Below are 25068 nucleotides of genomic sequence, written 5' to 3' on the forward strand. Positions count from 1 at the left end.
TTCTGCATAGGAGCTTTTCTTTCGTTCCAGGAGCATCGCATACTCTGCGTTCAGCTCGCTGATGCGTGGAAGCTTTTTGTCAGAGCCGTTCTCTTTCTTATAAGCATCGAACGCCTTTTTCGCTGCGCTGTTGAAAAATGCCATAAATGTGTACCGCGGCAAAGGAAGGCTACCATTGCACAATTGCCTTTGTGATTCAGATGAATGGAATTCATCGGGTGTTTCCAAATGAGGCGAAACAGCCAGAGTTTAAGGAGGCACTTGTGCAAGCTGCGAAGGCAGGTGTTCAGATTGTCTGTTACAGTTGTCATGTTGAAGCCGAAAGCATAAAGATCACAGCAGTAACCGGATGTATGTAACCATTACGGCCAATACCGGGAGAGATAAGGAACCTGAAAAAATAAACAAAATCAGGAAAATGTTTTCATAGTATGAAATCATAAGCCAGAGCATCAGAACACTCAAAAACAGTATTGCAAAAGCAAGGACAGCGAGCAGGATAATCCCTCCCCATAACTGTTTTCTGGTTGGAAGAATGATCTGAGAGGTAACTCGAGTATATATTGATGTAATCATATTTCGTGTAAAACTTTTTTCATATGAATTCTCCAATCTCTATGTCTGGTTTTTATTTCTTTAATTCTTCCCAGTCCGGACCAAGCTGCAGGCTGCCGTCCGCACTGGCTACAAAGGTATTTCCATAGCACTTACCTACAGTGAGGAGGGTGAGGCTCATAATGAATGGCAGATTACCGATGCAGCTACCATCGATGCCTGTATGAAGGCTCTGAAGCAGCTTGTCGTCGGGGAGGAGACAGAGCTTCGCACCATGGACGCCGGAGAGACTCTTGCTTTCCAAATGGCGGACGGAAATGTCTGGACGCTGGATTTTGAAGCCGGAAACCTGTTGAGAAATAACACTTGTTATGAGACAGAGGGCTGGAAGAATGTTCAGAATGTGATACGGGATGATCTTACGGAGGAGGGTCTGCGATGAGATTACGAGATGGAAAGAAGGCAGGGACATTACTGCTTGCGGTGCTTTTACTGACCGGCTGTGGCGGAGCAGCAGATACAGCATCAAATGTGGGAACGGATGCCGCAGTGGATACTGTAACGACTGCTGCCGCAGACACTGCGGCAGGAACATGGGAGCTTGTGAGCATGACCTATAACGGTATGACTGTCGGCAAGGAGGATCTGGAAGAGATGGGAACTGCCATGACTCTGGATCTCCTGGAGGACAGTACCGGAACCATGGATTATGACGGGACGGTCTATGATCTGACCTGGGATGATAGCAGTATTACCATGGAGGATGTGGCAGATTTCTATACGCTGGAGGATGGTGTGCTGATGCTGGCAAATGCCGATACAGAGATGGTATTTGAACGGCCAGGAAGCGTAGCAGCTGTGACTGCACCGGATGAAGAAGAGGGTGAGCAAACAGCCTCCAACACAGCAGCATCGGTAGAGGACAGCTGGACAGTCGTTCCGCTGGCGTCTGCTCAGGAGCTGGTGCCTTATAGCTGTACAGAATTCAGTATGAATATTCCGGAAGGCTGGAGCGTGAAATCTTCTGCCATGTACACCGGTATGTTTCATGCAATTCATGTTTTTGATCCGGAGAATCCGGTAAATCAGATTTTCTTTATGCTAAAAATGGAACCATTATTTTCAGATGAAAATTCCCGGGCGATGATGGCGCTTTCCAGTGATTTGTTTGGAAAATGTCCCATTCTTACGAATGTATCGACACAGGGAGTCTTTGAAATATTCCCACAGTTTGCAGACGCAATGAATGCAACTGCTGACTATGCGGATATTCAGACACCGTACATTGCAGATTTTTCTGTGACAGAGAGCTTTGAAAGTACTCAGGGAATGAGCAGCGTTGCTATTTCCCCCTCCATTCTTCGGGCGGATTTTACACAGAATGGCACAACGGGAGAAGGAATGTTCACGGCGGATGTGGTTCCCTTTGCCATGGGCACGGGAATGGGATATTATTCTGTCTATAATCTGACAGTCCTCAGTGCAGAAAAGGGAAGCTTTCAGGACTGGCAGCCTACTTTGAATAAAGTTCTCAGCAGTCTTAATTATACGCCGGAGTTCCAGAGCTTTGCCATGTCCCAGAGCAATCAGGCAGCCTCTACCTCCCAGTCTCTCAGCCAGTCAGCCAGTGAGATGTCCGACAGCATCATGTCTTCCTGGGAAAACCGGAACCGGAGCCAGGATATTATGAGCCAGAAGCAGAGTGACGCTACCCTGGGTTACGAGCGCATCGTGGACACTGAAACTGGAAATATTTACAAAATTGACAACGGTTTCACCGATTGGTATGACGGCTCCCGTTACAAGTCCATCACTGATGATCAGTATACGGATTCGGTGGAAGCAGTGATTCACTGGAAGTAGAGTCATTGATTTTTTAAGGCATTTGCGGTATCATGGCATGGTATAGTTTGGGATAAATAAAAAGGGTAGAGAGGGATTAAGAAATGGAAAAAAGAAACGCAAAAGCCTTATTGCCTATCGCGGTGTTTGTGGTTTTATATCTGGGACTGGGGATTCTGTTTGAATATGGCCTGAATATCGAGATGGGATTTTACAAAATTCCTGTTGTGATTATATTTTTGCTTGCACTGCTTGTTGCATGTCTGCAAAACCGGAAATTAAGCCTGAATGATAAACTGAAAATAATGGGAGTTGGAATCAGCGATCCGAACATTATTACCATGATCATTATATTTATGCTGGCTGGAATTTTTGTGGGTGTTGTTGGAAGAACATCAGCAAACAGTGTGGCATATTTTATTCTGTCACTGATACCGCCTCAGTTCGCGGTTGTGGTGCTTTTTGTAGTAAGTTGTTTTGTATCACTTGCAATGGGGACTTCCGTAGGAACCATTACTTTAATTACCCCGATTGGAATAGCCGTGTCGCGAGCATCGGGGTTTGACCTGCCGCTTTGTATTGCGACAGTCATGGGTGGTGCAATGTTTGGGGATAATCTGTCCTTTATCTCTGATACGACAATTGCCGCGTGTAATGGACAGGGTTGTAAGATGACAGATAAATTTAAGGAAAATTTCTTCATTGCACTTCCGGCAGCAATTGTCAGTCTGGTGATTATTTACAATCTGTCTGTGAAAAATTACAGTGGCGGAGTTGTGCAGGAAGAATATCATCTGATACAGGCCATTCCTTATATACTGGTACTGGCGGGAGGCATTCTTGGCTTAAATGTGTTCCTAGTACTGATTACAGGAATCATAAGTGGCTCCATCATCATGATTGCGACAGGGATGATCGTGCCGACGGATTTGCTTGGAAATATGGGAGACGGGGCAGCAGGCATGTTTGAAACCAGCATGGTTGCCATTCTGGTAGCGTCTATCTGTGCACTGATCAAAGAATATGGTGGATTTGCTGCTCTGCTATATTGGATAAAAAAAGTGTTTAAAGGGAGAAAAGGCGGACTCCTTGGCATGGGTCTGTTGGTAGGTCTGATGGATATTGCAACGGCGAATAATACAGTCGCAATTGTTATGGCAAATCCAATTGCAAAAGAAATGTCAGGAAACTACGGAATCAGCAATAAGAAAGCAGCATCTATTCTGGATACATTTTCCTGTATCTTTCAGGGAATTCTTCCTTATGGAGCACAGATGCTGGTTGCCATCTCAGCGGCTTCCGGCCTGGGTGAGACAGTCAGTGCATTTGATATTCTGCCAAGGTTGTTTTACCCGTATATGTTGTTCATCAGTTCCCTTGTCTTTATTTCTTTTGAAAAAAATGCATAACTGGAAAAACAGATAGAAAAAGAAGGCGAAAGCAATGTTCGGAGAATGTCATGCCCATGTAATCATGGACGGAATCAATTATAAAGCAGCAGTGGCACTTCATAAAGATGGTGTCTGCGAGGCAGCAGTCCGCGCCCATCTTAAGGAATGGAAAGACGCTAGAATAACCTTTGTGCGGGATTGAAATGGAGTTAGCAAAGGTCTCCTCCGATGCGCAAGGTTCAAAAAAGACAGCTGGAAATGAATCGAGCTGTCAAAATAATTGAGGAAATCCACCAACCCTCAAAGATTGCCGTCTTATCTTCGTTTTGGGAAAGCTGATAGTTGATGTCCTGAAACTGGATGGTCTTTGTGTAGTGGCTGTCCGATACGCGGCAGGCTCAGATGGAGGGTTGCTGGTATAGCTATAAGTAATAGAATTTGACGCTACATAGGAATTATGGCTTTCTGTATTACTCGCCCATGTAGATACTCCTTCTGCTTTCGTCTGTAACTTTGATTTTTTGATTTTTATTTGTCCCACTGCCTCCATTGTTACAGTATATTGAGGCTCATCATTGCTATTAATCCCATCATAGTAGTAATTAAAAGTTGCAACGACAGGATCATCAATTCGAGCCTATTTAGCATTGACTTCTTTTACAGAACCATCTGCAGAAATACTTACCGTCCATGTATCCAGCAATATCCGATCATTGTTCGCCATACGAATATCAGCTGTATTTTTGTCATAAACACGAATTGTAGCCGTTTCAGAAGTATCAGCGTCACTTGCGAAACTCGATACACAATTTGCGCCTACCAGCAGACACACGGACATCAATAAACTCACTGCTCTTCTTAATTTCATAACATCTTCCTCCTTTTCCTTGGCACACCCTTTTTATTTTTAAGTAACGTGAATATCCGAACAATTCGTGATAACACAAAAATAAGTATAATTATTTGTATAATTAATCCACCAATCAATTCTTTTGCAGACCATTTGTATGCGATAAAAACAGCGGTACTTCCGTTGGCTCCACCTATTATAGTGGGAAGAATAAACTGAGGATAAATGATAACTATTGCTGAATATATGATAAGTGCAGAAATACCAAAAGCAATTATGGAATAAATAGTTAATTTTAAAATGTTTCCTTTTTTAAACTGTACATATTCATGTTCATAATTTGCTTCCAATTCTTCAACCAATTCTTGAGGAGTACCAATAGATGTTAGAACGGAATTTAGCTCCTCTCCATCATCTATCCTGCCGTAAATCTCTGACAATAATTCCGTTGTTATGCGTTTTTTCATTTTATGAGGTAGGTGCAACCCCTTATTAATTTCCTTAATGTAGCGTTTTAATTCATTCTTCATACTCATTATCCTCTAACAAAAAATCTTGTACTTTTGTAGAAAGTAAATTCCAAAACACTATTAGTTCTTTGAGTTCATCTTTTCCTTTCTGCGTTATAGAATAATATTTTTTGACCCTCATTTTATCATGTGGAATTTCCCATTCACTTATTACTAAACCATCTTCTTCTAGCTTATATAGAATCGGATACAATGTTCCTTCTTTAACTTTAAAAAAGCCTTTACTTTTTTGGGACATTTCCACTAATAGTTCGTATCCATACTTTTTTTCTTGTTGTAATAATTTAAGTATGAGAATTTTTAATATCCCTTTTTTTATTTGCTTAACATCGCTTTCTGTCAATTTCTATCTCCATAATATTTAGTATATCTAAATATATACCATAATAAGGCATTTCTGTCAAGGTATATCACATCAAAAGTCATAAATAACTATTCAGATAAATTTTCTACACTTTTTAAAGAAATTTTTATGTTGAAGCATAAAAACTGCTTCCCTTAGATGAATGTGACAATGCCACAGAACCATTTAAATACAGTACTGTGGCATCACAAGAATAAATTTAAACCTTGAATTTTTTTGAATTCTCTAATACTTACTAAATTTATTGTTACATTAAGTTCTTTTTGATGACACCCCAGATACCAAGACCAGCGCCCAGAGCGATAACGAGAGTCTGAAGAACGGTAATTGCCTGTTCAAAAAATGCCATATAGTTTGTTAGCCGGAATCTGATTAAAAAATAGGTTTGTCATGTTTCATAGGCATACAAAAGCCGGAACAATCTGCCGCCCGGTTTCCGGGGGCATGATTCCGGCTGTCCTCCTTTTTCATTATTTTTCTTGCGATTGTCCGCTTTGTACGCCAATGGCCTCAACTGAGGCAGTTGCGGCAAATAGATACGATCACTCCTTTCTCAGCGGAACCGTATTACACGCCCTCCGTGTCTACTTCATATACATCGCAGACCTCATCAGGCTTGAGTTTTAGTCTGGCAGACAAAAATGCTTCAATATCAAAGGTATTTCGCTTGTCTGCATCAGCTATGTATTTGAAATTAGGGTGTCTGGTAATGTCATACTTGTCTGAAAGAAACGGACGCACACCGCGCAACTGCAAGATGCACTTGCCGCCATCCATAACTGCCAGCTCGTCCTGGCTCATCAGCTCTTTGCCACAATGTCAAGTGATGAATTCAAAAAAGACAAGCACTATCCAAAGAAAAACTTCTTTTATGGTATCTGCCTATTTTGTTTTCGATAGTTTTAGCTGTGATACATTTAATTTAGGGTGCAAAAAAGCAGGAGACCTTTTCGGATCTCCTGCTTAGTAGAGCTGTGAATATTTAATTGTGGTTGGGTTGCCAGTTATGCAAACTGGAATTTATATAATTATTCCTCTAACTTTCCCCATTTTATAGGCTTTCCCGCCTGTCCATTAGTGAAATGATATGTAGTTTCCCTTATTTTTGCCCTTATGAGATAATTACAAGGGAAATAAGGGAATTTCTTTAATCATTGCCTACCACTTTATCAAGAAGCCTAACCGATTTTCGTTTAGCATCTCTTGTGGAGTGAGCATAGACATTCATTGTGGTACTGACATCTGAGTGTCCTAACAATTCCTGCACATCTTTTGGGGCTGCTCCATTTGCTAAAAGGTTGCTTGTATAGGTGTGACGTAACTGGTGGAAATGAAAGCCTTCAAATCCCTCTAATGTTTTTGCCACCTTTCTGCAAACAGTTCCCAAAGTAGTTGGAAGTTCCAGACAACCATCCGGTCTTAAACAGACGAAAGAAATTTCTTTATAATCTGCCGGGACTTCCTCTGTTCTGTCTAAGCAATAATATTCGTAGTACACTCTGTTTTTCTCTTTGACCTCTTTGTAGTAGTTCGTGTGATAAAGTTCTCCGTACTGCATTCGATTTTTTAACTGCTCTTTCCGGGTATTACGGAAAATCTCTACCAGCGTATCTCCAAAATCAACAATCCTCACTTTTTTCCGCTTGGTTGGTCCGATGATATATTTGCGCTTTGAACCATCATATCGGATGCTGCGTCTTATGGTAAGGCATTGTTCTTCCAGATTTACGTCCTGCCATGCCAAACCGCAGGCTTCTCCAATACGGAGTCCGGCATAATAGGCTATCTGGATTGGAAGTATTGCGGCTGGGTTCTTTTTTTGAAGATACGCAAGCAGTCTTTCATAATCTTCTCGTGAAATTGGTTGGATATTTCCGTCCATGTCCTCATCCGAAAACAAATCAACTTCGTCCGTCTGATACCGCAGTTTAATATACTGCATGGGATTGAACGTAATATACTGCTTTGGAAATACTGCAAAACGGAAGGACTGCTGCATGACTGCGGAAAAAGAATGGATGTAATCTTTGCTATACCCCTTTCTCTCTTTTCCATCGGGATGAACTCCCCCGAAGGAAAGCAAATCGAAGAAGGATTGCAAATGTTCAGAGGTTACATTTTTCAGTTTCCGTTCTGCCAATGGGTGTTTCTTAATATTTCGGATTGTTCCGAGGTAATTCTCCACCGTACCATTGCTGAGCGTACCTGTTTTTAATTCCTCCTCTGCCCACACATCCAGAAGTTGTCCGACTGTGAGATTTTCCGCTTTGGCAACAAATTTCTTTTTCTCATAATCATCCATTGCCTGACGGAGCAGCTTTTCAGTTCCACTTTTGCTTTCTGTTCCAACGCATTCTTTCTGAACAAGATTGCCGCTTGCGTCCTCTACATAGAAGCGGTAGTACCATTTCTTTCCTTTTTTTCTTACAGATCCTTTTGCCATAATCGTATGTCTCCTTTCGATATTAGACAATCGGAACTGATGAAATGCTTCGTGCGTGTAAGTATATCATAACTCCGGTTGTCTTACTATACCGATTCGGAATCTTCGTATAAGACTTCTGATAAAAGATTTGCAAGCCTTTGTTCTGCTGTTTTTTGTTTCTTGGAATAGAGCCTTACAATGTCTGCCATCTCATTAAAAGCATTGATGGTAGGAGTGATTTCCCTTAAGAACATAATCTCATTATATTCATCATTCGATTCAAACCCTATTGTTTTGGCAATATCCGTCTGACCAGCATTTCCCTTGAAGTTTTTGCAGGCGAACTGGAAGGAATCCAAAAACAGACCATATTGTTTTAACATCAGCAGTAATAAATCTTTTGAAAAAGCATCTTCTTCTTTGGTAAGGGCAAGCGGTAACTGTTCCAGAATATCTCCCATCGCATCACGAATCTGTAATTCTCTCTTATCCGTAATGTCGGTTTCATATTCATCTGTTTCCCCTTTGAGCCATTCCACGGATACATGGAGTGCTTCCGAAAGACCTTCCAGCACCATTTTTTTCGTATTGTCAATCGAACCATTCTCATAACGCAGGATTGTAGAAGCGGTAACACCCATCTTTTCTGCGACATAAGGCTGTGTCAGATTCAATTCCAGACGGCGCTGTTTTATTCTGCTGCCTATCAGCTTGCGTAGTTCTTTATCTTTCATGCTGACTGCCTCCTTTTTCGGTATGTATGAATTATAGCATTGTTTTTCTGAAATTGCAATATGCAATATAAAAATTATTTTTAATATTTCGTAACGCTTGACAAAAAGATTTGGAAAGGATATACTTACATCACAAGAATTGCATAATGCAATTTATAAGGAGGTGATTATATGACGCAAAGAAAAATTGCATTATCCATCGAAGAAGCTGCTGATTATACGGGAATCGGCAGAAATACCTTAAGACAGCTTGTAGAATGGAAGAAACTTCCAGTATTAAAGGTTGGTCGCAAAGTCCTGATTAAAACCGATATTCTGGAAATGTTTATGGAAGCGAATGAAGGTCGTGATTTGAGGGATAGAGGAAATGTAAAAGCCGTAACAAGAACTGCGGCAAATTAAAAAGGCGGCTTCCAAAGAAACCGCCAAAGGTTCTATCAGACCGAAGCCATGATATACCTACACGCAAGAAGATTATACCATGTGCTTCTTCTGATACGCAACCGAGAACTTATGTTTGCAAAAGAAAGGGGAATGTAATCATGGCAAAATCAACAAAAAGTTATGAAGAACGAATGCTTGAAATGGAAAAGAAGGAACAGGAAAGCCTTGAAAAGGCGAAAAGATATGCAACACAGAAGAAAGAACTTCTGAAACGAAAGAAAGCCGAAGAAAGTAAAAAACGAACCCATAGGCTCTGTCAGATTGGCGGTGCAGTGGAATCCGTTCTTGGTGCACCTATTGAGGAGGAAGACATCCCAAAGCTGATTGGTTTTCTGAAAAGGCAGGAAGCCAATGGGAAGTTTTTCTCAAAGGCAATGCAGAAAGAAGCCAATACCGATATGGAGGAAGTGTAATGGCGGAGGGGATGAGTTTTTCATTCCCTTCATTGCTTTTTCATGAAGGGCGCACTTATGGACAACCAGAGGTCGTCCCAATAAGTTTGCCACAAGTGGCAACCGGTCTGCGCTCACGCTTGCCGGGCTCGTTCCGTCGGCGGGGCTTTCAGCCAGACCTGCTCATGCCGCAGGAGGCACTCTTCGCCAGAGGGGCGCATTCCATGCAGACTGCTATGCGCAGGGCACTCTTACGCAGAGGGCGTTCCGGCAATGCTGCTTTTTCTAAAATTGAAAGCAATGTTGCCGGAAATCTATGCCGGATGTGCAGAAAGGAGGAATCCAGACATGGCGATTTTTCATTACACAATCAAAATAGTCGGACGAAGTAAAGGAAAATCTGTTATCTCCGCTTCTGCATATCTCAATGGGGATGTGATGAAAAACGAAGAAACCGGGAGTATCAGTTATTACACTTCTAAAAAAGAAGTGGTCTACACCAGTCTGATGATGTGCGAAAACGCACCTTCTGAATGGCAGATAGTACCAGAGGAAAATATAAAACGCTTTCAAAAGTCTGTCCGATACAAAAGGTCAGAAGATAAAGAAGCTGCTATAAAAAAATTTAAAATCACATTTCAAAAACAGAGGTTATGGAATGAGGTATTGAAGATTGAAAAAAGTGCGGATGCCCAACTTGGCAGGTCATTTGAATTTGCCCTTCCAAAAGAATGGAGCAGACAAGAACAGATTCAATATACAGCCGACTATATCCAAAAAACATTTGTGGATAAAGGAATGTGCGCTGATTGGAGTATCCACGACAAAGGGGATGGCAATCCTCATGTCCATCTGCTTCTGACTATGCGCCCTTTTAACCCGGATCATTCTTGGGGAAAGAAAGAAGTCAAGGATTGGGAATTTGTCAGAGATAAAAACGGAAATATCGTGATTGATGAATCCCATCCGAACTGGTGGCAGGATAAGAAAAACCCTGACCGTCATGGAATCCGTATCCCTGTATTAGACGAAAACGGAATCCAGAAGATTGGTGCAAGAAACCGCTTGCAATGGAAACGGGTGCTGACCGATGCTACTGGATGGAACAATCCAAAAAACTGTGAACTATGGCGGAGTGAATGGGCAAAGGTATGTAATGAACATCTGCCTTTGCAGAATCAGGTCGATCACCGTTCTTATGAAAAACAGGGAAAACTCCAGATTCCTACCATCCATGAAGGCGCTGACGCAAGAAAGATTGAACAAAAGTTTCTTGCCGGGCAGGAAATAAAAGGTTCGTGGAAAGTAGCGGAAAATCAAATCATAAAACAACAAAACACGTTATTGCAAAAGATACTGGACACCTTTGGGAAAGTATCGGGTGCATTATCATTATGGAAGGAGCGATTAAATGACATTAGAAGAAAGCCGGGAAATTATACCCTTAATGGAATCCATGATTGGGCAAATCGAAGAACAGCAGACCTTAATGGCAGAAATGATTCTGGAAATGCAGAACCGGGACACCCAACTCTCTCTTATGCAGGAACAGAATCAGAAATTGCAAAAATTAAACAGCGAGTTATCCGGGCTGCTCAACATTTTGCCAAATACCGAGGAACTGCTTTCCAAGATGGAAGAACAGAAAACGAAGATAGAACTTTTGGAAAACGAAAATCAGCAATGGCAGAAATTGGCACAGAAGCTGAACAGCGAAAACAGTTTATTACTGAAACAGAACACCGAATTGCTGAACTGGAACAGCAGATAGAGAAAGGACGTGATATAGATGAACGAATCCAGAGAATTAAAGAACGCCGAACAGTTGGAAGAGCTTCTGCTCCTGACCGAGGAGATACAAGAAGAACTGGAACAGAAAGACCAGCTTATCGTGGAACTGAAGACGCAGCTCAACGAATCTCTGATCTTGAACGAGAAATTAAACAAAGAGAACAGAGCCGGGAATATTCAAGCATTAAAGAACGACTTGAAGCTGGCAGACAGAGCATTGCGGAACGAGAAAGAGAAGCTGCGAAGCGCAAACGTCATGATCGGGGAATATCAAAATAAAATACGCTGTTTAACACAACAACGGGATTATGCCCGGACACATCAGAAAATCGTAGAGATACCGGTAGAAAAGCCGGTACTCTATGAAAAATGTGAATCCTGTGACCGGACAGCCTATCAGAATGAAAAAGCGAAATACGGAACACAAAAAGAGCGACTTGCCGGACAGTATAAAGCAAAAACGGTAATGTTCCAAACAACCTTGTTCCTTCTTGCATGGTATTCGCTGACAACCACTCTTTTTCAGGCAGTACAGTCCGATGTGTTCCTTTCCGATTGTAAATCATTCTTCCATGATGCAGCGTCATTCCTACAAACTTTTATCGGTTGGACAATTGATGCCGGGCAATCTGTGGCACAGATTAGCACAAAAATTCCAAATCCTTTTATAGCCGGAATGGTATATTGGTTATTTCTGATATTGGTTGTCGGAATATGTGTGGCAGGGACAGGGATACTGGCGATACTGATAGAAATAAAGGTTATAGAATTATATAAGAAAAACTGTTGGGATGTTATTACTCTACTGATGATACTGACAAGTACTGCTGTCATCATTTATTTTGGAGAAGCAATTAAAAAAGCACTTTCCGTAAATCTTCTATTGCTTTTCGTACTTTCTCAGGGAGTATATCTTGGAATCAGATGTTATTTGAAAAATCGGTTAGGTACCAAGCAATATTGGTGAAAACATGCTAAAAAACGTATAATAGCAGGGGATAAAACATCGTCCCCTACTATTATATAAACAGCGAAGTTTTACCCATCTCTCTCTTTTGAAAGATTCGCTACTTGTGGAACCGAGATATAAGGTTTCGCCTGTGTTCTTTGGTGTATCACTACCACATTTCTCTGTACCGATGTAATCTTTCTGCATACGGAAGCAAGAGATACAATATTCCTTATTTTAAAACATAATTACAATTCCTGTTTGACAAGAACGATCATCATAGAAGGATTGTATTTGTCCCCACTCATAATAATATTCGACGCCTGTCATACTCTTTTTACTGGGAGTACCTAAGCATTTCCTTAAAAACCTATTATTTTCTTCTTGCAACTTTTCTAAGACTGTACCATTCATTGTCTCATATTTCGTAGAATACTTTTTGTCTGCTCGAACCAATTCAATCTTTTTTACTTTTCCATGTCTTCCATAGATTGTAACATAAAACTTCTTATAAAGCCATTTTAAAGGTTTCTTAGAAATCAATATTGTATAAGAATACTCTGTTTGAGCAATCTTAAAATCAATTTCTTTAAATAGGGAAATACTTCCTTTGGGAGTAATTTTATATCCCCCTATTTTTAACATATCTTCCTTTAGCTCATCCTTTATTTGGATAATCTCCATACTTACTATAAAAACAACATAGCCTTCACACACTACAACGGTAACTATTTTTGCCCATAGCACATCTGGAACAAACATGTTCCAAGCTATAACAGGAAGCAAAGCTACTCCTACCGCAGTCACCAGTAGAAGCACCCTCCAAATATAATTTTTCTTTCTTTTTCCTTCATTAGTTAAATTTTCATCATAATAAAGATGACCTGGGGCTTCGAATGAGTTTAATAGAAATTCCTTTAAAAATGACACCAGAACCGCTCCCCAAGAAGATTTCTTTTGTTCCTTCATATTACCCAATCTCCTCTGCTATATGATTATTTTTCATTCTATTTTTTACTTAACTTATACATTAGCAAGATTTTTAGTTATTCTTCTAACAATATTTTTATCCCCGCTTTTTCTGCTTTATGCGAAAAGTCAACAGCAAATCCCCATCCCATCTCTGCAAATTGCCATTTCTTCGTTTTTTTGTAATTTTATAGATTTCAACTGTAGACACTTTATTTAATTCAGGATATAACTTCTTAAGTGTAAGTATTTGTTTATTTCTGCTTATTTTTTCATTCCATATAATTGTTAATTTAACCTGTTTTCTTTCAAAAAAACCCACCTTACATAAATCTGCATAGCAGGCTTCTGGTATTGATATATCATTGTTTTTTAACATTTTTCTCCTTTATTTAATTTTATAAAAAACTTCTAAGCCCTATTAAAAGAAATATGAAGCCTATTAGAGGAACAGGTATCATACAAATGAGAAACACATTAAATTTTTTCCTTGCTTCATCAGTATTTTCTTCTTTTGTTACTTTTGCTTTTTTCATAACTATAAAAGGGAATATCAGTAATAATAATCCTCCAACTACTGCTAACAATATTTTCATCTTATATATTCCTTCCTTATCTTTAAATAAATATTAATCATGTATCGTACTATATTCCAATCCTAATGCACTTTTTCTTCTACAAATTCTTTTACTATCGCCTATTGATGTATTTTCATATTCACTGTTTGAAACAGTATATATTTCTCTTTTACCATTACAACTTACATATAACTCTCTATCTCTAGTTTTACCACTGCTAATCTTTTTGTCTGTTACAATTGCAATTTCATGAGTTGCCCCATCAAATGTAAATAAAAAATTTATTGGGAAGCTAATTGTAAATGCGATTATAAAAGCAGCAAATACAACTGAAAGTTTACGTCCAAATTTCTGTGGTACATCTGTTTTTAAAGATTTAATAATAAATGGCAGTGCAAGTAAAGCAGTAATAATTGCCGTAATCTTCATATAGTTTCCAAATTCATAATTAAAGAGTTTACTCGTATTCAGGGATAAAAGCATTGCTATTGCTGCACCCATAAATGGTAATTGATACGCCAGTTCTTGTCCTTTTTTTGTGGTGACTTCTATAAATATATATGGATAATATTTTATATACACTGCATATGTAATCATCAAAACCATTATAAATATAACTAACATTGTTTTGCCACCAATAAAAAATGCTACCGCATCAGCAATTATTAGAATCCAACCTAAAGCTTTTAAAAATTGCTTTGTTTTTTTACGCTTTTCTTTTTCTATTGTTTTTGACATATTTTTGATAGTTGTATTCTCATTACATATAGATTTATAGAAATTCTTTTCTATCCAGTTTAAAGCAGGTACATACTTTGATACATCTTTGTTCTGTTCAACTAACTCACCAAAATCCACAAGATCTATTTCATGTTTTATAAGTGTATCATATAAAATATCATAATTTACATACACTTGCTCCAGAGTAACAAGTCTATTGTACATCTTATCAATTAATATGACATCTGTTCTACCATTTAATGGAATCATTAAAATACAACGAATATCATTATATTTTATATGCTGAGTTTTCTTAACCAGATAGCTAAATACAATTTCATCTTCATTTACTACAATTATTTGTTTCTTGTATGCCAAAATTAAAGCAATACCTAAAAATACAAAAGGCATAAAACATATCGCACCCCCCATATTTCCTGTAACAAATGTTACCAGTACGATTATTAAAAAAAGAACTGTTGTTACTATTCCTAAATTTTTTACAAATTTACTTAATCTAATGACATTATCCATAAACTCAATCTCCCTATATGATTCACATTTTTCATTTTTTACGTTCTAATTTCTTCTTATCCTTTTTTATTTCTGCAATCTTTACTTGCAGCCAGTCCACATTTCTATTTCGGGCAGAAATTTTAGCGATTTTTTTCTGATTTTTATATAAAATAAGAGCTTCTCCAAATAAATTCTTTTTTCTTTTCATCTGGGTAATATCCGTTAATCTTATTTTACAGTTCTTCCTTAAAAATCCATTTCTATATAGCCATCCATCCTTGACAATTGTTTTGTCCATTAAAAAATAGAAAAATATACCTCCCGGTACAAGAGAGAATAAAAGGAAAACAAAAGCTGTTTCTTTTGCATTGAATACAAGTATCACACTATTGTAAACCAAATATAAAAAGAAAATGCCTGGCAGAACATAGTGGCTTTCTTTTGGTCTTATGATGCACTTTTTATCTCTACAACTCAACCATGTTTCTTGTGAAATTTTATGCTTAGACAGACTATTTGCAAACAATGATGCGCTTATGTTTTCATCAAATTTGAATATTATTTTGTCCCCTGCATATATTTCCAATGTACCATTTTCTTTATGTACACTTCTTGTTATATCTGAAAATTTATAATATTTTTTTCCAAAAAACGACCGGTATTCAATTACATCATGATTTACCTTGACTCTCCACAGGAACAAATGCAGGGTACAGATTCCAGAAAAAGCAATCAATATTCCATACGCCACTATAACTGAAAAATCCGCCTGTCCGTCTATAAAACCATACAAAAGTAATCCTGAGAAAAATATAGTTCCAACCAAAAATAAAATTCCCAGCCATCCTTCTTCCTGGATGCTATAATTATTTTCATCTATATTCTTTTCATAAAAATATTCATTTTTCAACCTCCCATTTTTTGACAGCAAAATACTTTACCAGGTGAAAAACTCCTAAGATAGAACCCAAAGAACAAAAATAGGAACAAAGGCTTGCAATTCTAATCATGGCTGTATATTCAACGCTGCTACTAAGTACTTTTGCGACACCCATTCCAAGCAATACAAAACTAGTAATACACCATCCTCCAGCCAGCTTTTTGGAAGAAGATGGATTGTAGATATCTTTTTTAATCAAAGTTATTATAAGAAAAATGTATGCAGCGATTACCAGTATGTAAATGATAACGAGTATGGTTAGATACCTCTTATAATATTCTTCTTTCATAGTTGTCAGCATGAGGATAGTTGCTGCCCAACAGAACAAAATAGAAAACGTCAGACTTTGTATTCCAATGATCCAAAAAACCTTTTTCCCTGTCACTTCTGTTCTTGAAAAACTAAGAATCACGAATCCAAGATAAACAATAACTAAAAATACTTTTGAAAAAAACGGTGATGGAGCTGATTCAGATAAAAAGAAAAATAAAAATACTAGAAACAAGATTGCTCCATCTAATTTGTAGATTTCTTTCGGCTTAATCACATCTTCTATACCGTATAGTAAAAAACTTTTTGTTTGTTCATTAATCTTTTTCATTCTCGTTTTCCCCTATCATTTCTTTATTCTTCCTCTACGGATATTTCCACATTTGCATGAAGCACCTTTTCCAGATATAATAAAACAAGCCGTCGCCCTTCTTCACATTTTCCTATCTTAGAAATATTCCTATACAGCAGATATAATGGAAACATAAATAAAATCAGACATTCTGTTAAAATCAATAAATCTCCCTGAGAAAAAAACAATGCAAATAAAATCACTATGAGCAGAAAAAATAGTGCAGCTTTTTTTATGTATGGCAAAAGCACAAACGTACCTTCCAGCATTACATCTCCCCCATAGCTTTTTATATGTGTCTGGAGCATTTCCCAGCCACCGCCTGTCATACTTCCTGCTGCATATCCGATACATAAGGTATTATCCTCTTCTTTGTAGGCTGCAAGTGCCATATCTCTATAAGCCTGGTTTGAAATACATAATGGTTTTGTAGTCTTCTTAATCTGTTCCAATAAATATTCTTTGGAATAAGGAAAATATATTTTATAATATTCTTGCATATGCTTTCCTTTCTCATAAAAAGGTTTTCTAAAGTTCAATACAATACAAATTTTTTACATTAGTTTCCATCATTTATAAGCTGAACCATTTCCATAGAGATATTGTATTCTTTGCAAAATCTGTTTATTGTCCAATTATTAAAGAGAAGAAAACTCTTCGTCACATAAATATTTGCTTTTGAATGATGTATTAAATTGAAAATACTTTTTATATCATAACAGTTAAAACTGTAGGCAGGAGACATTCCTATCTGCCCATTGCTTATATTGATATCATATCTTTTTTGTATAACACTTGGATATGCCAAATAAATTGTAATATTGCATATATATTTTTTCTTCCCATTTTCTTTTATGTATAGGTATGGTTCTCCCAGTCCAATATCATATATTCCTTTAGGTCTGGAGGATAGTGTAAAAACTAATGAATGGATATCCGCATACAAAATTTTTCGTTCCCTAAATCCATATGTTATTTTTTGATCGAATAGTTTATAAGTACGTTGTTTTATAAAGTAATAAAACAATAATAAAAAAATCACAAAAAGTATGGTAAAAATCAGTGCTTTTTGAAAACTCACTTTAAAATCAAAGGAAAACAAAAGTTCGGTTAAACAAAACGATATTGCTGAACAACTAATAATACTAACTATAATGTTGAACCAAGTATTAAATTTTCCATTTCCAAAGATATAATCATAACTTTTATTCTTCATTATAACCTCGTATATTTTTTAATATAGAAAAACTGCATCACAATATCGAACCAAAATATAAAAATCAATTTTATCTCTTTATCATAATTATATACATCAACTAACCACATTGTAAAGCAAAAAGCAAGCCATTTTCAGACTTGCTTTCCACCAGATTACTGCACCTTATTGCCAAATCATCTCCTTATTCAAAATTCCCTTTTCACACTCTTGTATAGTATTTATTTGCTACCCATTCCATCTGTTTATCTGCCTTCAACTCTTCCTTAATCCCCTGTGTCTATTTCATTTGCTCTACAATTGACTATTATTCCAGCGATTATATAAAAACCATAACCAATACAAAATATGGAAACGGTGCTTCTAACTATACCGCTAAAGCCTTTCGCCATTATCCCGAAAATAGTACTCCAGCAGAGAAATAGCGCCAGCAGACATAAAAAACTCGAACCCCTTGTAAAATGGGCATCAGAAGTTTTCTACCCGTTATTCTTGTTCTATAATTCAAGTGAATCTTCTGAATCTATCCACATCTGTAAATTGCCATCGAGATATAATCTTGCATATTCTAAAGGCTCATCCACAGCCAATGAAGTAAGCGCACATTCTGATCCATATGTGGTTTTTAAATCTTTTTCAGCTCCCCAGCAATCAATGCGAAGCATATATCCAACACTTGTGTAAACATCAATACTATCGTGTTTTATGTTGTATTATGCATAAATTGTTCTCATCGTATCTTATCTCTATTTTCTTTTAATAATCAGTTATAGAGTTAAATATCGAAAACATTTCAATCAGTTCACCATGTCGTTATTGTTATACTGTGTTATGAAATTTTCTTTCCCTTATTTTTTCCCATATTAAGATTCATGAAAGCTAATGGGAGAATATAACACAAAGGAAAGAGTAAGGGAAAGCTCACTTGCTACAAACTTAGTATTTTCAAGGGTTTGCGAAGAATTTGATAATCAAATATAACAGTTATTAAATTTCCTAAAATAAGTGCAATATCAACTGGGATTTCTGTTATAGATTTACAATCATAATAAATTCCTCGCTATTTTCATTAACAACAGTAAATCCCACTTTCTCGTACATCTTCACTGCATAATTACTTTTCTGAACAGATAAGGATATTTTTGAATATCCAGCTAATCTTTCCACTTGTAATAATTGTTTCAATAATGAAGTTCCAATGCCTAACCCTCTATATTGGGGGCAGACAGACATGGCAAGAGATGGAGTATCATTATCAATGTGTCCATAGTCATTCATAATTCTTACCCAAATAGCTCCTACTACATTTCCCTGAATCTCTGCAACTAAGGCTTTATCATGTTTTCGATTTCCAAACTCGACGATATATTCTTGTAATTCCGGACATTCTATTACTGATTTAGGTGGAGGTTCAATACCTTCCGGAATATAAATCGCTTCGTATAAAAAAACACTTAATAAACAGTATTCTTCGCTTCTCATTTCTCGTATTATATAGTCCATAAGTTTACTCCAAATTCTAATTTCTGGTTTTTACTTAACTTTAGTGTAGCCCTCCATACTAAAAGTTTCTAAATCAAACACTACCGCAACAACATTGTCCTCATTTTCTTCAATAAGCCATAAGCGAGTCCATAAGGTTTGGTCGTTCATATTGGTAGCAGTTTTATCCTCACCATCGGTAATGATTTTTTCGGGATCTAATTTTGTTACAAAAATGTTTTCGGGTTTAAGACCTGGCAGGCTGCTCTGAAGTTCCTCCTCTGTTAGTCCTGCTATATCCATTGCTTCAGCACCGTTATAATACTCAACATCTCCGTACCAGTAGTTATCGTTAACATCCTCGATGGATTTTAACCACATAAACTTATCGTCAACGAATTTATAACCAGCACCAGAGCCGGTATCTATTTCCCATGTTCCTTGTATCAGTGCATTATCATCGTTATTATCTTTGCTGTCAGTAGTACCGGCGCAAGCAGTAAGGCCAAATAGTGTAAAACAGATCATCAGAATAGCTGCTGCAATTCTAAAAAAACCATTTTTGCGGTATTTAATCATATTCATATCATAGTTCATAGGTAACCTCCAAGTTATATCCTCTTTATTTTCGTAAGCCTTTCTCCATTGAAAAATGAAGAAAATCTTTTATTCCCGTTCCCGTCTACTCCGTTTTTTCTTTCGGGGATCTGGCGGCGGGGAGAAGGTCTGAATATAGTCCTGCCGGATCGCTGTCACATCCTGAGAAAGAAAAGCAGCGACACGGTCCTGTTCGGAAGTTTGCTCTGGGAAAAAGGATGCAAATTTCTGTGCCAGCTGTTCTTCTTTTTCATACAGTTTAAGTGTGCCTTCGTATCCAATCAATTCTTTCAGCACAGCAGTAAAATCCGTGTACCGGTCCCCTCGAATATCCAGATCGACCTTTGCTTTGGCAGTCATGCCGTTCAGGTAAAGTACCTTCAGGGAAGTATGGTTCCTGAACCGATTCATTGTGAACCATAAAGCCAGCTTTTTTGAGAGTAGCTTACCGCCAATCAGCATCCAGTTCTGGCTTTGGTATATTTCCAGATACTTTTTCATGGTCTCATCTTCAAACTCTATCGGTTCAAAGTGTTCTCCATCCAACAGCTGCTCCAACTGTTTTTTGCTGAGAATCTGATTCAGTACCGGTATGTTCCGGTAAGGCGTGCAGATATAGCGTCTCATTTTCTGAAACAGCGCCACAACCAGAACTGCTGTGCCAAGTAAAAACAGGAAAAGCTCTCCGTCCATTTCGATTTTTCCGGTTGCCGTTACCCAAATGCCACGCAGAACCAGAACGACGCCAAAGCCCCACAGCCCGAAAATCAGCAGCTTTTTTAGCGGATGAAAATGAATCCACTCAATAATCTGTACTTGTTGCTTGCCGCTCATCGGTTCATCTTGCAAAAGTCGGCGGGTGATCCACTGATTCAACAGTTGTGGAGTCCATGCAACGCCAAATAGAAAAACTGCAATACCGGCATAAAGGGCAATCCCGATCCAACCAATATCCAGATAAGACTCCAAAAGCAGTAAAAGGATAATGGGCAGAATCATGGTGAGAAAAAGTGGTAAAAATGATTTTTTGCGTCCCTTCTGGAGATTTAGGTCATTGAAAGCAGAAGTAATGCACAGGGCAAAAATCATCACAGCCGATATTCCGCCGGACACCCAGTTTTTAAGGTCGCCAAAACGCATCACATGCTGGACTCTGTGCATATTCGGAAATTTCCCGGTAATACCTGCATAGAGGCAAAATCCCAAATAAGCCAAAGTCAAAAGTGCCCCTGCCAGCTTCAAAATTGTTTTTCCTGAAAGTTTTCGTTTCTCCATCTTCGTCGTTTTCCTATAAAATCACGGTTCCTGTGTCAATTTATCCTTCTGTATCCCAAACAAAGCTATCTACCATGTCCCTGGCGGCCTGTTCCGTGGTTTCTGATCCGCTGAAATTTGTAAGCTGGATCAGGCAGAACCCGTAATCCCTTACAATATAGTATTGCGTGGTGACAATATCGCCCTCGTCGATGGTAAAGATATAAAGCAGATCTCCCTGCTCGGTATAGGTTCCATCCCCGTTCAGTTGAGCTTCAATACCATCCAGCTGCATCAAAATCTGTTGGACGATCGCATCCCGGAACTGCTCATGCTCATCCAGACTATATTTGTTCTTTCCTACATGGATGGAGATGTTGTCCGGCTTTTCATCATTTTCGTGGCCTTCCTCTATATAGAAAATCTGCGAATTAGTAGAATGCTTCTCAGATTTCTCCCATCCATCCGGGACGATATAACTTCCGGGAATCGCATGATCTTCAGATGATATTTCGGTTTCAGAAGAAGAAGGTTCCTGCTGATCCGTCACAGATTCATCAGAGGGAGATTGTGGCGATGAAGTCCCATTTTTACCGCATCCAGCAAGGAGCAGCACCATAGCTAATAACACAATTAAGATTTTTTTCATGCTCTGATTCCTCTCGCTTTATAATACGGGTTATCCGAGTTTGGAAACAATCTGGCAGAACATCTCAACATTTTCTTTCTGCCCCTGAATATCAGAGCCAATCGCATTGTTCATCAAAGAAATTTTCATTTTCTCTTTTCCAAAATGCAGCATTACGACTTTTCTTCCGGGCAGCAACCCACCCTTGACCTCTGCCTTTGTTATGCTGTTTAGGGGCAGAGAAAGCCGGTTTTCAATTTTGGAGACATTGACGGAATTTACAATGACCATATTCAGGTGTTTCTCGGTAATTCCCATATAGCAGTAAGCATTGCTCAGTGCGCCCAATGCAGCGGCAGCACCCCCCGTCAGTGTAGAAAGTCCCCCAATCAGTGCATAGGTATCAGCCCCGGCCATGATGACTGCCCATAACTTGCACTGATAGGCTTCGTTTTCGTTCAAAATGGCTTCCAGCATTTCATTTTTATCTTTTTCATTCATTGTAAGCATAATTGTTCCTCCTGATTATTGTTTTAAGTTGAGAACGCCGGATGCAATCCTTTGATATATGCACCCGGCGTTCTTCAAAAGCATTAGTCTACTTTCAAATTTTCGTCCAGGATCACCAGTTCGCCGTTGCGTTCAATGATACCAGGCTGAACCACGACGATTTTCAGACCTTCCTGCAATTCCAGATACTGTGAAGCATAACCCCAAACCTTGACCTGATCGCCTTCCTCAAGCTCAATGGCAGTGCTTACAGTACCATCTTCATTCAAAAGCTGGTTAGAAATACAGTAGAGCTGGCCGGTTGTATCCTCTGCGATATAGAGAGACACATCCGTAGCGAGTGGCGTTCCGGCAATAGATTTATATTCACCGACTTCTTCGCCCCAAATAGTACCTTCACTGTAAAATCCAACGACCATATTTTCTTCATATCCCTCGATGATCGCATTGAAATCCTGAGCATACGGCTCCATCTCGGCTTTTGTAGTATCCTTGTAAGCGGCAATCTTTTCATTAGATGCCTGTTCTTTTACCTCTTGCGGCTGATAATCCTTGTATTCAAAAACATTGTCCGAAGCAAGCGTGATTGCTGTGTAGTCATCATCCAGAATGACTTTATAAACAGCAATTTCATCATCATCAACAGTACGATTGATGTCGATATTTCCTGCGGAATTCAGTTCATATCCGTCTACACCTTCCAGCGCCTTTTGTAAAGCTGCGTTGGACATCGCACAGTTGATCCCATTGAGCGTTACAAAGAAATCAGGATTTGGTTGATCCTTATCGGCAGAGTATTCCAGTTCTACCACCGTTCCGCCCTCAGCAGGCTTGCATGGCTCTGTCCCGGCATTTACGATTGCAACATCTATTTCCTGATCGTCTTTGGAAAGTTCCCCATAAATACGCTCGCCGGGTTGCAGAGAAACCTCTGCTGCATCATATTCTTCCGTTTCCAAACTCCAGCCGGCTTGTATCAGCTGGGAAGTTTCCAAAGGAAGTGTGTAGTAAGTGCCATCCAGTACGAACTCAGGTGTCCCGTCATTTTTCAGCTGAGACAGAATGGCCTCATCCGTACAGCCTTTATCGCTGCCCGCAGCTGCCGGAGCTGATGTCTGAGGTTTTGAGCCGCATCCGGCCAGCATACTGCATACCAGCACACATCCCGTCAGTAAAGCAATCCATTGTTTTTTCATAAGCGTAAATCCTTTCTGCGATTCTATCAAATTTGTTTTATGTATGAACAACTCATATCCTATATAAAGGTCGATTATGCTCCGATCAGCGTCATGACCACATAGAGTACGATAAGCAGGAGCGCAAGACACATTGCACAGAAAACGGCAATCGTCGTTTTGACCCTGTGCCGCTCCTTTAATGTCAGAAGCATCATTGCAAGTACATCAAAGGAAAAGAAGAACTGGCAGATTCCAGCTAAAACCGCCAACCATTTCGGATGTATGCCGTCTTTGCATGACTTTATCAGATAAGCGATAGCATAGGGAGCTGCCCCTAATAGAATCCCGTATCCAAAAATCAAAAAAACAATGGTTACCAGTCCAAACAACGCCATCAGCGGCAATGGGAAGAATGCCATCAGCGTTACATATACGGTGATGCTCCCTCCGACCAGGTAGAACGGGATCAGTCCATACTTGATGATCAAAGTGCAGTTCAGCAATGTCTTTCTTGACCACTTTCTTCCTACGGTCAGCACAACAATCAAATTGACGATTCCCATGATAAAAGGCAGAAGGATCGATAATATCTGCAATTTGATCGCATTGTCAAAACAGCCTGCCAAAAGGAAGAATGTATAAGACACAATTACATAGAGTACCGGGAGGATATAAGTCATTTAACAACCTCCTTTCTGCGCCGGATCAACCAGAGAATCAGCCAGATCAAGCAGACTGGGAATGAGAACAAACCCAAAATAAAAAGTCCGGCTCCAACTGACCCGAGTATAGAGTCCCCGGTGGCTATATTGCTGATGATTCCGAACAGTGCCAGACCAAAGCTGAAAGAGAGCCAGCAAAAGAAAGCATATTTACTCTCTTTGGCGTTTGCGGGTACTCTTGATTCTCCCTTTTTGTTTCCAAGCTGGGTTTTTAGCTGTTCGCTTAGAAGTCGTTCCTGTTCCTCTAATTTGGTATCTCCGATCGCCCTTGCGTAATCTCCCCGAAGCAGGTGATACCCTATTTTATCCTGCGTATTTTTTGCTCGATGCAAAAACTGCTCCAAAGTTTCTTCCGCTTCTGTCCAGCGCTGTTGTTCCAGCAGAGCGGAGAACCAGTTCGCTGTAATGATATTTTTGGAATGTTTGCTGAATGCCCAGGGACGCCAGCGATCCAATCCCTGTTTTAAATTCTCAAGATTATGGTCGCTTTGATATGACACCACATAGGGGTTCAATTTCTTTGCCAGCCAGTGTTCATATTTGAAATATGCGAAAAAGCATAGAGCCAGCAGCGCAAGGAACGCTATAACAGCAATCCACATAGTCTCGTAAGAAAAAAAGTGATCATATATCAGGCACGCAGCTCCGGAGAGAGCCGCAATGCTGAAAATTGGCCATGGATTTCTCATAATAGCAATATCTCCAATCATCTGTTTGAATAAAGATTCCGATATGGTCAAATTGTCATATCTATATGCAAACATTATAGCATTTGCATCATCTTTCGTCATCATTTTTCTGCTGTACGGCTAGGAATTTAATTGTAAATAAATTAACCTGTTGTGCTATTTCAAATAAAACGTTTAAAA

The 25068-nt window shown here is 38.9% G+C and carries 31 protein-coding genes and 4 pseudogenes; 10 read left to right on the forward strand and 25 right to left on the reverse strand.

Translation table 11 applies throughout. The features are described from left to right. Positions 1-146 precede the first annotated feature (146 nt). The 5 genes from DW677_RS15540 (at position 147) to DW677_RS18420 (ending at position 3990) form a co-directional block, all read left to right on the forward strand. The gene (locus DW677_RS15540; RefSeq protein ID WP_278287002.1) at positions 147-359 is read left to right on the forward strand and encodes a DNA/RNA nuclease SfsA; all 213 of its coding nucleotides are present in this window, start codon (positions 147-149) and stop codon (positions 357-359) included. A 419-nt stretch (positions 360-778) separates the two neighbouring features. Continuing rightward, on the forward strand, positions 779-997 hold the full coding sequence (locus DW677_RS15545; RefSeq protein WP_117567765.1) for a hypothetical protein: 219 nt from the start codon (positions 779-781) through the stop codon (positions 995-997). Beyond that, complete coding sequence (locus tag DW677_RS15550) at positions 994-2418, forward strand: hypothetical protein (RefSeq protein ID WP_117567766.1); 1425 nt, start codon at positions 994-996, stop codon at positions 2416-2418. The genes DW677_RS15545 and DW677_RS15550 overlap by 4 nt, the downstream gene beginning before the upstream one ends. Positions 2419-2501: 83 nt before the next feature. After that, positions 2502-3806: a Na+/H+ antiporter NhaC family protein gene (locus DW677_RS15555; protein WP_021903933.1), complete on the forward strand. Its 1305-nt coding sequence runs from the start codon at positions 2502-2504 to the stop codon at positions 3804-3806. A gap of 34 nt (positions 3807-3840) precedes the next feature. Further along, positions 3841-3990 (forward strand): hypothetical protein, encoded by a 150-nt coding sequence (locus tag DW677_RS18420; RefSeq protein ID WP_165860053.1) that lies wholly within the window; start codon positions 3841-3843, stop codon positions 3988-3990. On the opposite strand, the pseudogene DW677_RS15560 reads toward DW677_RS18420, so the two are convergent. The 8 genes and pseudogenes from DW677_RS15560 to DW677_RS15595 form a co-directional block, all read right to left on the reverse strand. Further along, positions 3973-4150 (reverse strand): annotated as a pseudogene (locus tag DW677_RS15560) (conjugal transfer protein TraE); the annotation flags it as partial. The gene DW677_RS18420 and the pseudogene DW677_RS15560 sit on opposite strands and share 18 nt — an antisense overlap. A 275-nt stretch (positions 4151-4425) precedes the next feature. Then, a complete protein-coding gene (locus DW677_RS15565; RefSeq protein ID WP_117470986.1) occupies positions 4426-4656 on the reverse strand; it encodes a hypothetical protein in 231 nt (76 codons plus the stop codon). Continuing rightward, entirely contained in the window at positions 4653-5168 is a 516-nt protein-coding gene (locus tag DW677_RS15570) for a hypothetical protein (protein WP_117470987.1), read from the reverse strand. The genes DW677_RS15565 and DW677_RS15570 overlap by 4 nt, the downstream gene beginning before the upstream one ends. Further along, a complete protein-coding gene (locus DW677_RS15575) occupies positions 5158-5511 on the reverse strand; it encodes a PadR family transcriptional regulator (protein ID WP_117470988.1) in 354 nt (117 codons plus the stop codon). The genes DW677_RS15570 and DW677_RS15575 overlap by 11 nt, the downstream gene beginning before the upstream one ends. Positions 5512-5797: 286 nt before the next feature. After that, positions 5798-5881: pseudogene (locus DW677_RS15580) on the reverse strand (Maff2 family protein); the annotation flags it as partial. A gap of 218 nt (positions 5882-6099) precedes the next feature. Further along, positions 6100-6345: pseudogene (locus DW677_RS15585) on the reverse strand (hypothetical protein); the annotation flags it as partial. Positions 6346-6679: 334 nt separating this feature from the next. Beyond that, on the reverse strand, positions 6680-7975 hold the full coding sequence (locus tag DW677_RS15590; RefSeq protein WP_008369919.1) for a tyrosine-type recombinase/integrase: 1296 nt from the start codon (positions 7973-7975) through the stop codon (positions 6680-6682). Positions 7976-8061: 86 nt separating this feature from the next. Next, entirely contained in the window at positions 8062-8691 is a 630-nt protein-coding gene (locus DW677_RS15595; RefSeq protein WP_008369918.1) for a helix-turn-helix transcriptional regulator, read from the reverse strand. Between the two features lie 171 nt (positions 8692-8862). Here DW677_RS15595 and DW677_RS15600 point away from each other — a divergent pair, with 171 nt between their 5' ends. From DW677_RS15600 to DW677_RS15620, 5 genes and pseudogenes are all read left to right on the forward strand, one after another. Further along, positions 8863-9093, forward strand: a complete 231-nt coding sequence (locus DW677_RS15600) for a helix-turn-helix domain-containing protein (protein WP_004843519.1) — start codon at positions 8863-8865, stop codon at positions 9091-9093. Between the two features lie 140 nt (positions 9094-9233). Beyond that, the gene (locus DW677_RS15605; protein ID WP_072522126.1) at positions 9234-9548 is read left to right on the forward strand and encodes a relaxasome subunit MobC; all 315 of its coding nucleotides are present in this window, start codon (positions 9234-9236) and stop codon (positions 9546-9548) included. Next, positions 9548-9906, forward strand: a pseudogene (locus DW677_RS19210) (hypothetical protein). Before DW677_RS15605 ends, DW677_RS19210 begins: the two are co-directional and overlap by 1 nt. Beyond that, the gene (locus DW677_RS15615) at positions 9876-11597 is read left to right on the forward strand and encodes a MobA/MobL family protein (protein WP_026076987.1); all 1722 of its coding nucleotides are present in this window, start codon (positions 9876-9878) and stop codon (positions 11595-11597) included. Before DW677_RS19210 ends, DW677_RS15615 begins: the two are co-directional and overlap by 31 nt. Beyond that, positions 11575-12285, forward strand: coding sequence for a DUF6040 family protein (locus DW677_RS15620; RefSeq protein WP_008369915.1), 711 nt, complete (start codon positions 11575-11577; stop codon positions 12283-12285). Before DW677_RS15615 ends, DW677_RS15620 begins: the two co-directional genes overlap by 23 nt. Before the next feature lie 219 nt (positions 12286-12504). Here the strand turns inward: DW677_RS15620 and DW677_RS15630 are convergent, their stop codons facing one another. The 17 genes from DW677_RS15630 to DW677_RS15715 form a co-directional block, all read right to left on the reverse strand. Then, the gene (locus DW677_RS15630) at positions 12505-13236 is read right to left on the reverse strand and encodes a hypothetical protein (RefSeq protein ID WP_005334769.1); all 732 of its coding nucleotides are present in this window, start codon (positions 13234-13236) and stop codon (positions 12505-12507) included. A 97-nt stretch (positions 13237-13333) separates the two neighbouring features. Then, on the reverse strand, positions 13334-13615 hold the full coding sequence (locus DW677_RS15635; protein WP_005334771.1) for a hypothetical protein: 282 nt from the start codon (positions 13613-13615) through the stop codon (positions 13334-13336). A gap of 19 nt (positions 13616-13634) precedes the next feature. Then, positions 13635-13832 carry a hypothetical protein gene (locus tag DW677_RS15640; protein WP_005334773.1) on the reverse strand — a complete coding sequence of 66 codons (198 nt, stop codon included), beginning with the start codon at positions 13830-13832 and terminating at the stop codon, positions 13635-13637. A gap of 33 nt (positions 13833-13865) precedes the next feature. Beyond that, a complete protein-coding gene (locus DW677_RS15645) occupies positions 13866-15068 on the reverse strand; it encodes a hypothetical protein (protein ID WP_117505371.1) in 1203 nt (400 codons plus the stop codon). A gap of 31 nt (positions 15069-15099) precedes the next feature. Then, a complete protein-coding gene (locus DW677_RS18895) occupies positions 15100-15960 on the reverse strand; it encodes a DUF6560 family protein (protein WP_019161962.1) in 861 nt (286 codons plus the stop codon). Further along, a complete protein-coding gene (locus tag DW677_RS18900) occupies positions 15950-16591 on the reverse strand; it encodes a hypothetical protein (RefSeq protein WP_029471593.1) in 642 nt (213 codons plus the stop codon). The genes DW677_RS18895 and DW677_RS18900 overlap by 11 nt, the downstream gene beginning before the upstream one ends. 23 nt (positions 16592-16614) lie before the next feature. Continuing rightward, a complete protein-coding gene (locus DW677_RS15665) occupies positions 16615-17112 on the reverse strand; it encodes a hypothetical protein (protein ID WP_019161965.1) in 498 nt (165 codons plus the stop codon). A 59-nt stretch (positions 17113-17171) separates the two neighbouring features. Next, positions 17172-17828, reverse strand: coding sequence for a hypothetical protein (locus DW677_RS15670; RefSeq protein ID WP_019161966.1), 657 nt, complete (start codon positions 17826-17828; stop codon positions 17172-17174). A gap of 497 nt (positions 17829-18325) precedes the next feature. Next, positions 18326-18535: a DUF6061 family protein gene (locus tag DW677_RS15675; protein ID WP_176815408.1), complete on the reverse strand. Its 210-nt coding sequence runs from the start codon at positions 18533-18535 to the stop codon at positions 18326-18328. A 322-nt stretch (positions 18536-18857) separates the two neighbouring features. Beyond that, the gene (locus DW677_RS15680) at positions 18858-19331 is read right to left on the reverse strand and encodes a GNAT family N-acetyltransferase (protein ID WP_117471291.1); all 474 of its coding nucleotides are present in this window, start codon (positions 19329-19331) and stop codon (positions 18858-18860) included. A gap of 30 nt (positions 19332-19361) precedes the next feature. Then, positions 19362-19907 carry a hypothetical protein gene (locus DW677_RS15685; RefSeq protein WP_117471292.1) on the reverse strand — a complete coding sequence of 182 codons (546 nt, stop codon included), beginning with the start codon at positions 19905-19907 and terminating at the stop codon, positions 19362-19364. A 69-nt stretch (positions 19908-19976) separates the two neighbouring features. Beyond that, positions 19977-21182, reverse strand: coding sequence for a hypothetical protein (locus DW677_RS15690; RefSeq protein ID WP_117471293.1), 1206 nt, complete (start codon positions 21180-21182; stop codon positions 19977-19979). A gap of 40 nt (positions 21183-21222) precedes the next feature. Next, positions 21223-21810 (reverse strand): hypothetical protein, encoded by a 588-nt coding sequence (locus DW677_RS15695; protein ID WP_117471294.1) that lies wholly within the window; start codon positions 21808-21810, stop codon positions 21223-21225. A 30-nt stretch (positions 21811-21840) separates the two neighbouring features. Next, entirely contained in the window at positions 21841-22290 is a 450-nt protein-coding gene (locus tag DW677_RS15700; protein WP_242992198.1) for a hypothetical protein, read from the reverse strand. Positions 22291-22382: 92 nt separating this feature from the next. Continuing rightward, positions 22383-23495: a hypothetical protein gene (locus DW677_RS15705; protein ID WP_117505369.1), complete on the reverse strand. Its 1113-nt coding sequence runs from the start codon at positions 23493-23495 to the stop codon at positions 22383-22385. Positions 23496-23569: 74 nt separating this feature from the next. Beyond that, positions 23570-24157: an ABC transporter permease gene (locus DW677_RS15710; RefSeq protein WP_117471297.1), complete on the reverse strand. Its 588-nt coding sequence runs from the start codon at positions 24155-24157 to the stop codon at positions 23570-23572. Next, positions 24154-24888 (reverse strand): ribonuclease III, encoded by a 735-nt coding sequence (locus DW677_RS15715; protein WP_242992199.1) that lies wholly within the window; start codon positions 24886-24888, stop codon positions 24154-24156. Before DW677_RS15715 ends, DW677_RS15710 begins: the two co-directional genes overlap by 4 nt. Between the last annotated feature and the right edge of the window lie 180 nt (positions 24889-25068).

Origin of the sequence: Clostridium sp. AM25-23AC (genome assembly GCF_003435125.1) — a bacterium.
GTDB classification, from domain to species: domain Bacteria; phylum Bacillota; class Clostridia; order Lachnospirales; family Lachnospiraceae; genus Pilosibacter; species Pilosibacter fragilis.

What these genes read in the sequence shown, in the direction of transcription:
- DW677_RS15540 (WP_278287002.1), top strand. Translation starts at nt 147, where the DNA reads ATGTGTACCGCGGCAAAGGAAGGCTACCATTGCACAATTGCCTTTGTG.
- DW677_RS15545 (WP_117567765.1), top strand. Translation starts at nt 779, where the DNA reads ATGAAGGCTCTGAAGCAGCTTGTCGTCGGGGAGGAGACAGAGCTTCGC.
- DW677_RS15550 (WP_117567766.1), top strand. Translation starts at nt 994, where the DNA reads ATGAGATTACGAGATGGAAAGAAGGCAGGGACATTACTGCTTGCGGTG.
- DW677_RS15555 (WP_021903933.1), top strand. Translation starts at nt 2,502, where the DNA reads ATGGAAAAAAGAAACGCAAAAGCCTTATTGCCTATCGCGGTGTTTGTG.
- DW677_RS18420 (WP_165860053.1), top strand. Translation starts at nt 3,841, where the DNA reads ATGTTCGGAGAATGTCATGCCCATGTAATCATGGACGGAATCAATTAT.
- DW677_RS15565 (WP_117470986.1), bottom strand. Translation starts at nt 4,656, where the DNA reads ATGAAATTAAGAAGAGCAGTGAGTTTATTGATGTCCGTGTGTCTGCTG.
- DW677_RS15570 (WP_117470987.1), bottom strand. Translation starts at nt 5,168, where the DNA reads ATGAAGAATGAATTAAAACGCTACATTAAGGAAATTAATAAGGGGTTG.
- DW677_RS15590 (WP_008369919.1), bottom strand. Translation starts at nt 7,975, where the DNA reads ATGGCAAAAGGATCTGTAAGAAAAAAAGGAAAGAAATGGTACTACCGC.
- DW677_RS15595 (WP_008369918.1), bottom strand. Translation starts at nt 8,691, where the DNA reads ATGAAAGATAAAGAACTACGCAAGCTGATAGGCAGCAGAATAAAACAG.
- DW677_RS15600 (WP_004843519.1), top strand. Translation starts at nt 8,863, where the DNA reads ATGACGCAAAGAAAAATTGCATTATCCATCGAAGAAGCTGCTGATTAT.
- DW677_RS15605 (WP_072522126.1), top strand. Translation starts at nt 9,234, where the DNA reads ATGGCAAAATCAACAAAAAGTTATGAAGAACGAATGCTTGAAATGGAA.
- DW677_RS15615 (WP_026076987.1), top strand. Translation starts at nt 9,876, where the DNA reads ATGGCGATTTTTCATTACACAATCAAAATAGTCGGACGAAGTAAAGGA.
- DW677_RS15620 (WP_008369915.1), top strand. Translation starts at nt 11,575, where the DNA reads ATGATCGGGGAATATCAAAATAAAATACGCTGTTTAACACAACAACGG.
- DW677_RS15630 (WP_005334769.1), bottom strand. Translation starts at nt 13,236, where the DNA reads ATGAAGGAACAAAAGAAATCTTCTTGGGGAGCGGTTCTGGTGTCATTT.
- DW677_RS15635 (WP_005334771.1), bottom strand. Translation starts at nt 13,615, where the DNA reads ATGTTAAAAAACAATGATATATCAATACCAGAAGCCTGCTATGCAGAT.
- DW677_RS15640 (WP_005334773.1), bottom strand. Translation starts at nt 13,832, where the DNA reads ATGAAAATATTGTTAGCAGTAGTTGGAGGATTATTATTACTGATATTC.
- DW677_RS15645 (WP_117505371.1), bottom strand. Translation starts at nt 15,068, where the DNA reads ATGGATAATGTCATTAGATTAAGTAAATTTGTAAAAAATTTAGGAATA.
- DW677_RS18900 (WP_029471593.1), bottom strand. Translation starts at nt 16,591, where the DNA reads ATGAAAAAGATTAATGAACAAACAAAAAGTTTTTTACTATACGGTATA.
- DW677_RS15665 (WP_019161965.1), bottom strand. Translation starts at nt 17,112, where the DNA reads ATGCAAGAATATTATAAAATATATTTTCCTTATTCCAAAGAATATTTA.
- DW677_RS15670 (WP_019161966.1), bottom strand. Translation starts at nt 17,828, where the DNA reads ATGAAGAATAAAAGTTATGATTATATCTTTGGAAATGGAAAATTTAAT.
- DW677_RS15680 (WP_117471291.1), bottom strand. Translation starts at nt 19,331, where the DNA reads ATGGACTATATAATACGAGAAATGAGAAGCGAAGAATACTGTTTATTA.
- DW677_RS15685 (WP_117471292.1), bottom strand. Translation starts at nt 19,907, where the DNA reads ATGAACTATGATATGAATATGATTAAATACCGCAAAAATGGTTTTTTT.
- DW677_RS15690 (WP_117471293.1), bottom strand. Translation starts at nt 21,182, where the DNA reads ATGGAGAAACGAAAACTTTCAGGAAAAACAATTTTGAAGCTGGCAGGG.
- DW677_RS15695 (WP_117471294.1), bottom strand. Translation starts at nt 21,810, where the DNA reads ATGAAAAAAATCTTAATTGTGTTATTAGCTATGGTGCTGCTCCTTGCT.
- DW677_RS15700 (WP_242992198.1), bottom strand. Translation starts at nt 22,290, where the DNA reads ATGAATGAAAAAGATAAAAATGAAATGCTGGAAGCCATTTTGAACGAA.
- DW677_RS15705 (WP_117505369.1), bottom strand. Translation starts at nt 23,495, where the DNA reads ATGAAAAAACAATGGATTGCTTTACTGACGGGATGTGTGCTGGTATGC.
- DW677_RS15710 (WP_117471297.1), bottom strand. Translation starts at nt 24,157, where the DNA reads ATGACTTATATCCTCCCGGTACTCTATGTAATTGTGTCTTATACATTC.
- DW677_RS15715 (WP_242992199.1), bottom strand. Translation starts at nt 24,888, where the DNA reads ATGAGAAATCCATGGCCAATTTTCAGCATTGCGGCTCTCTCCGGAGCT.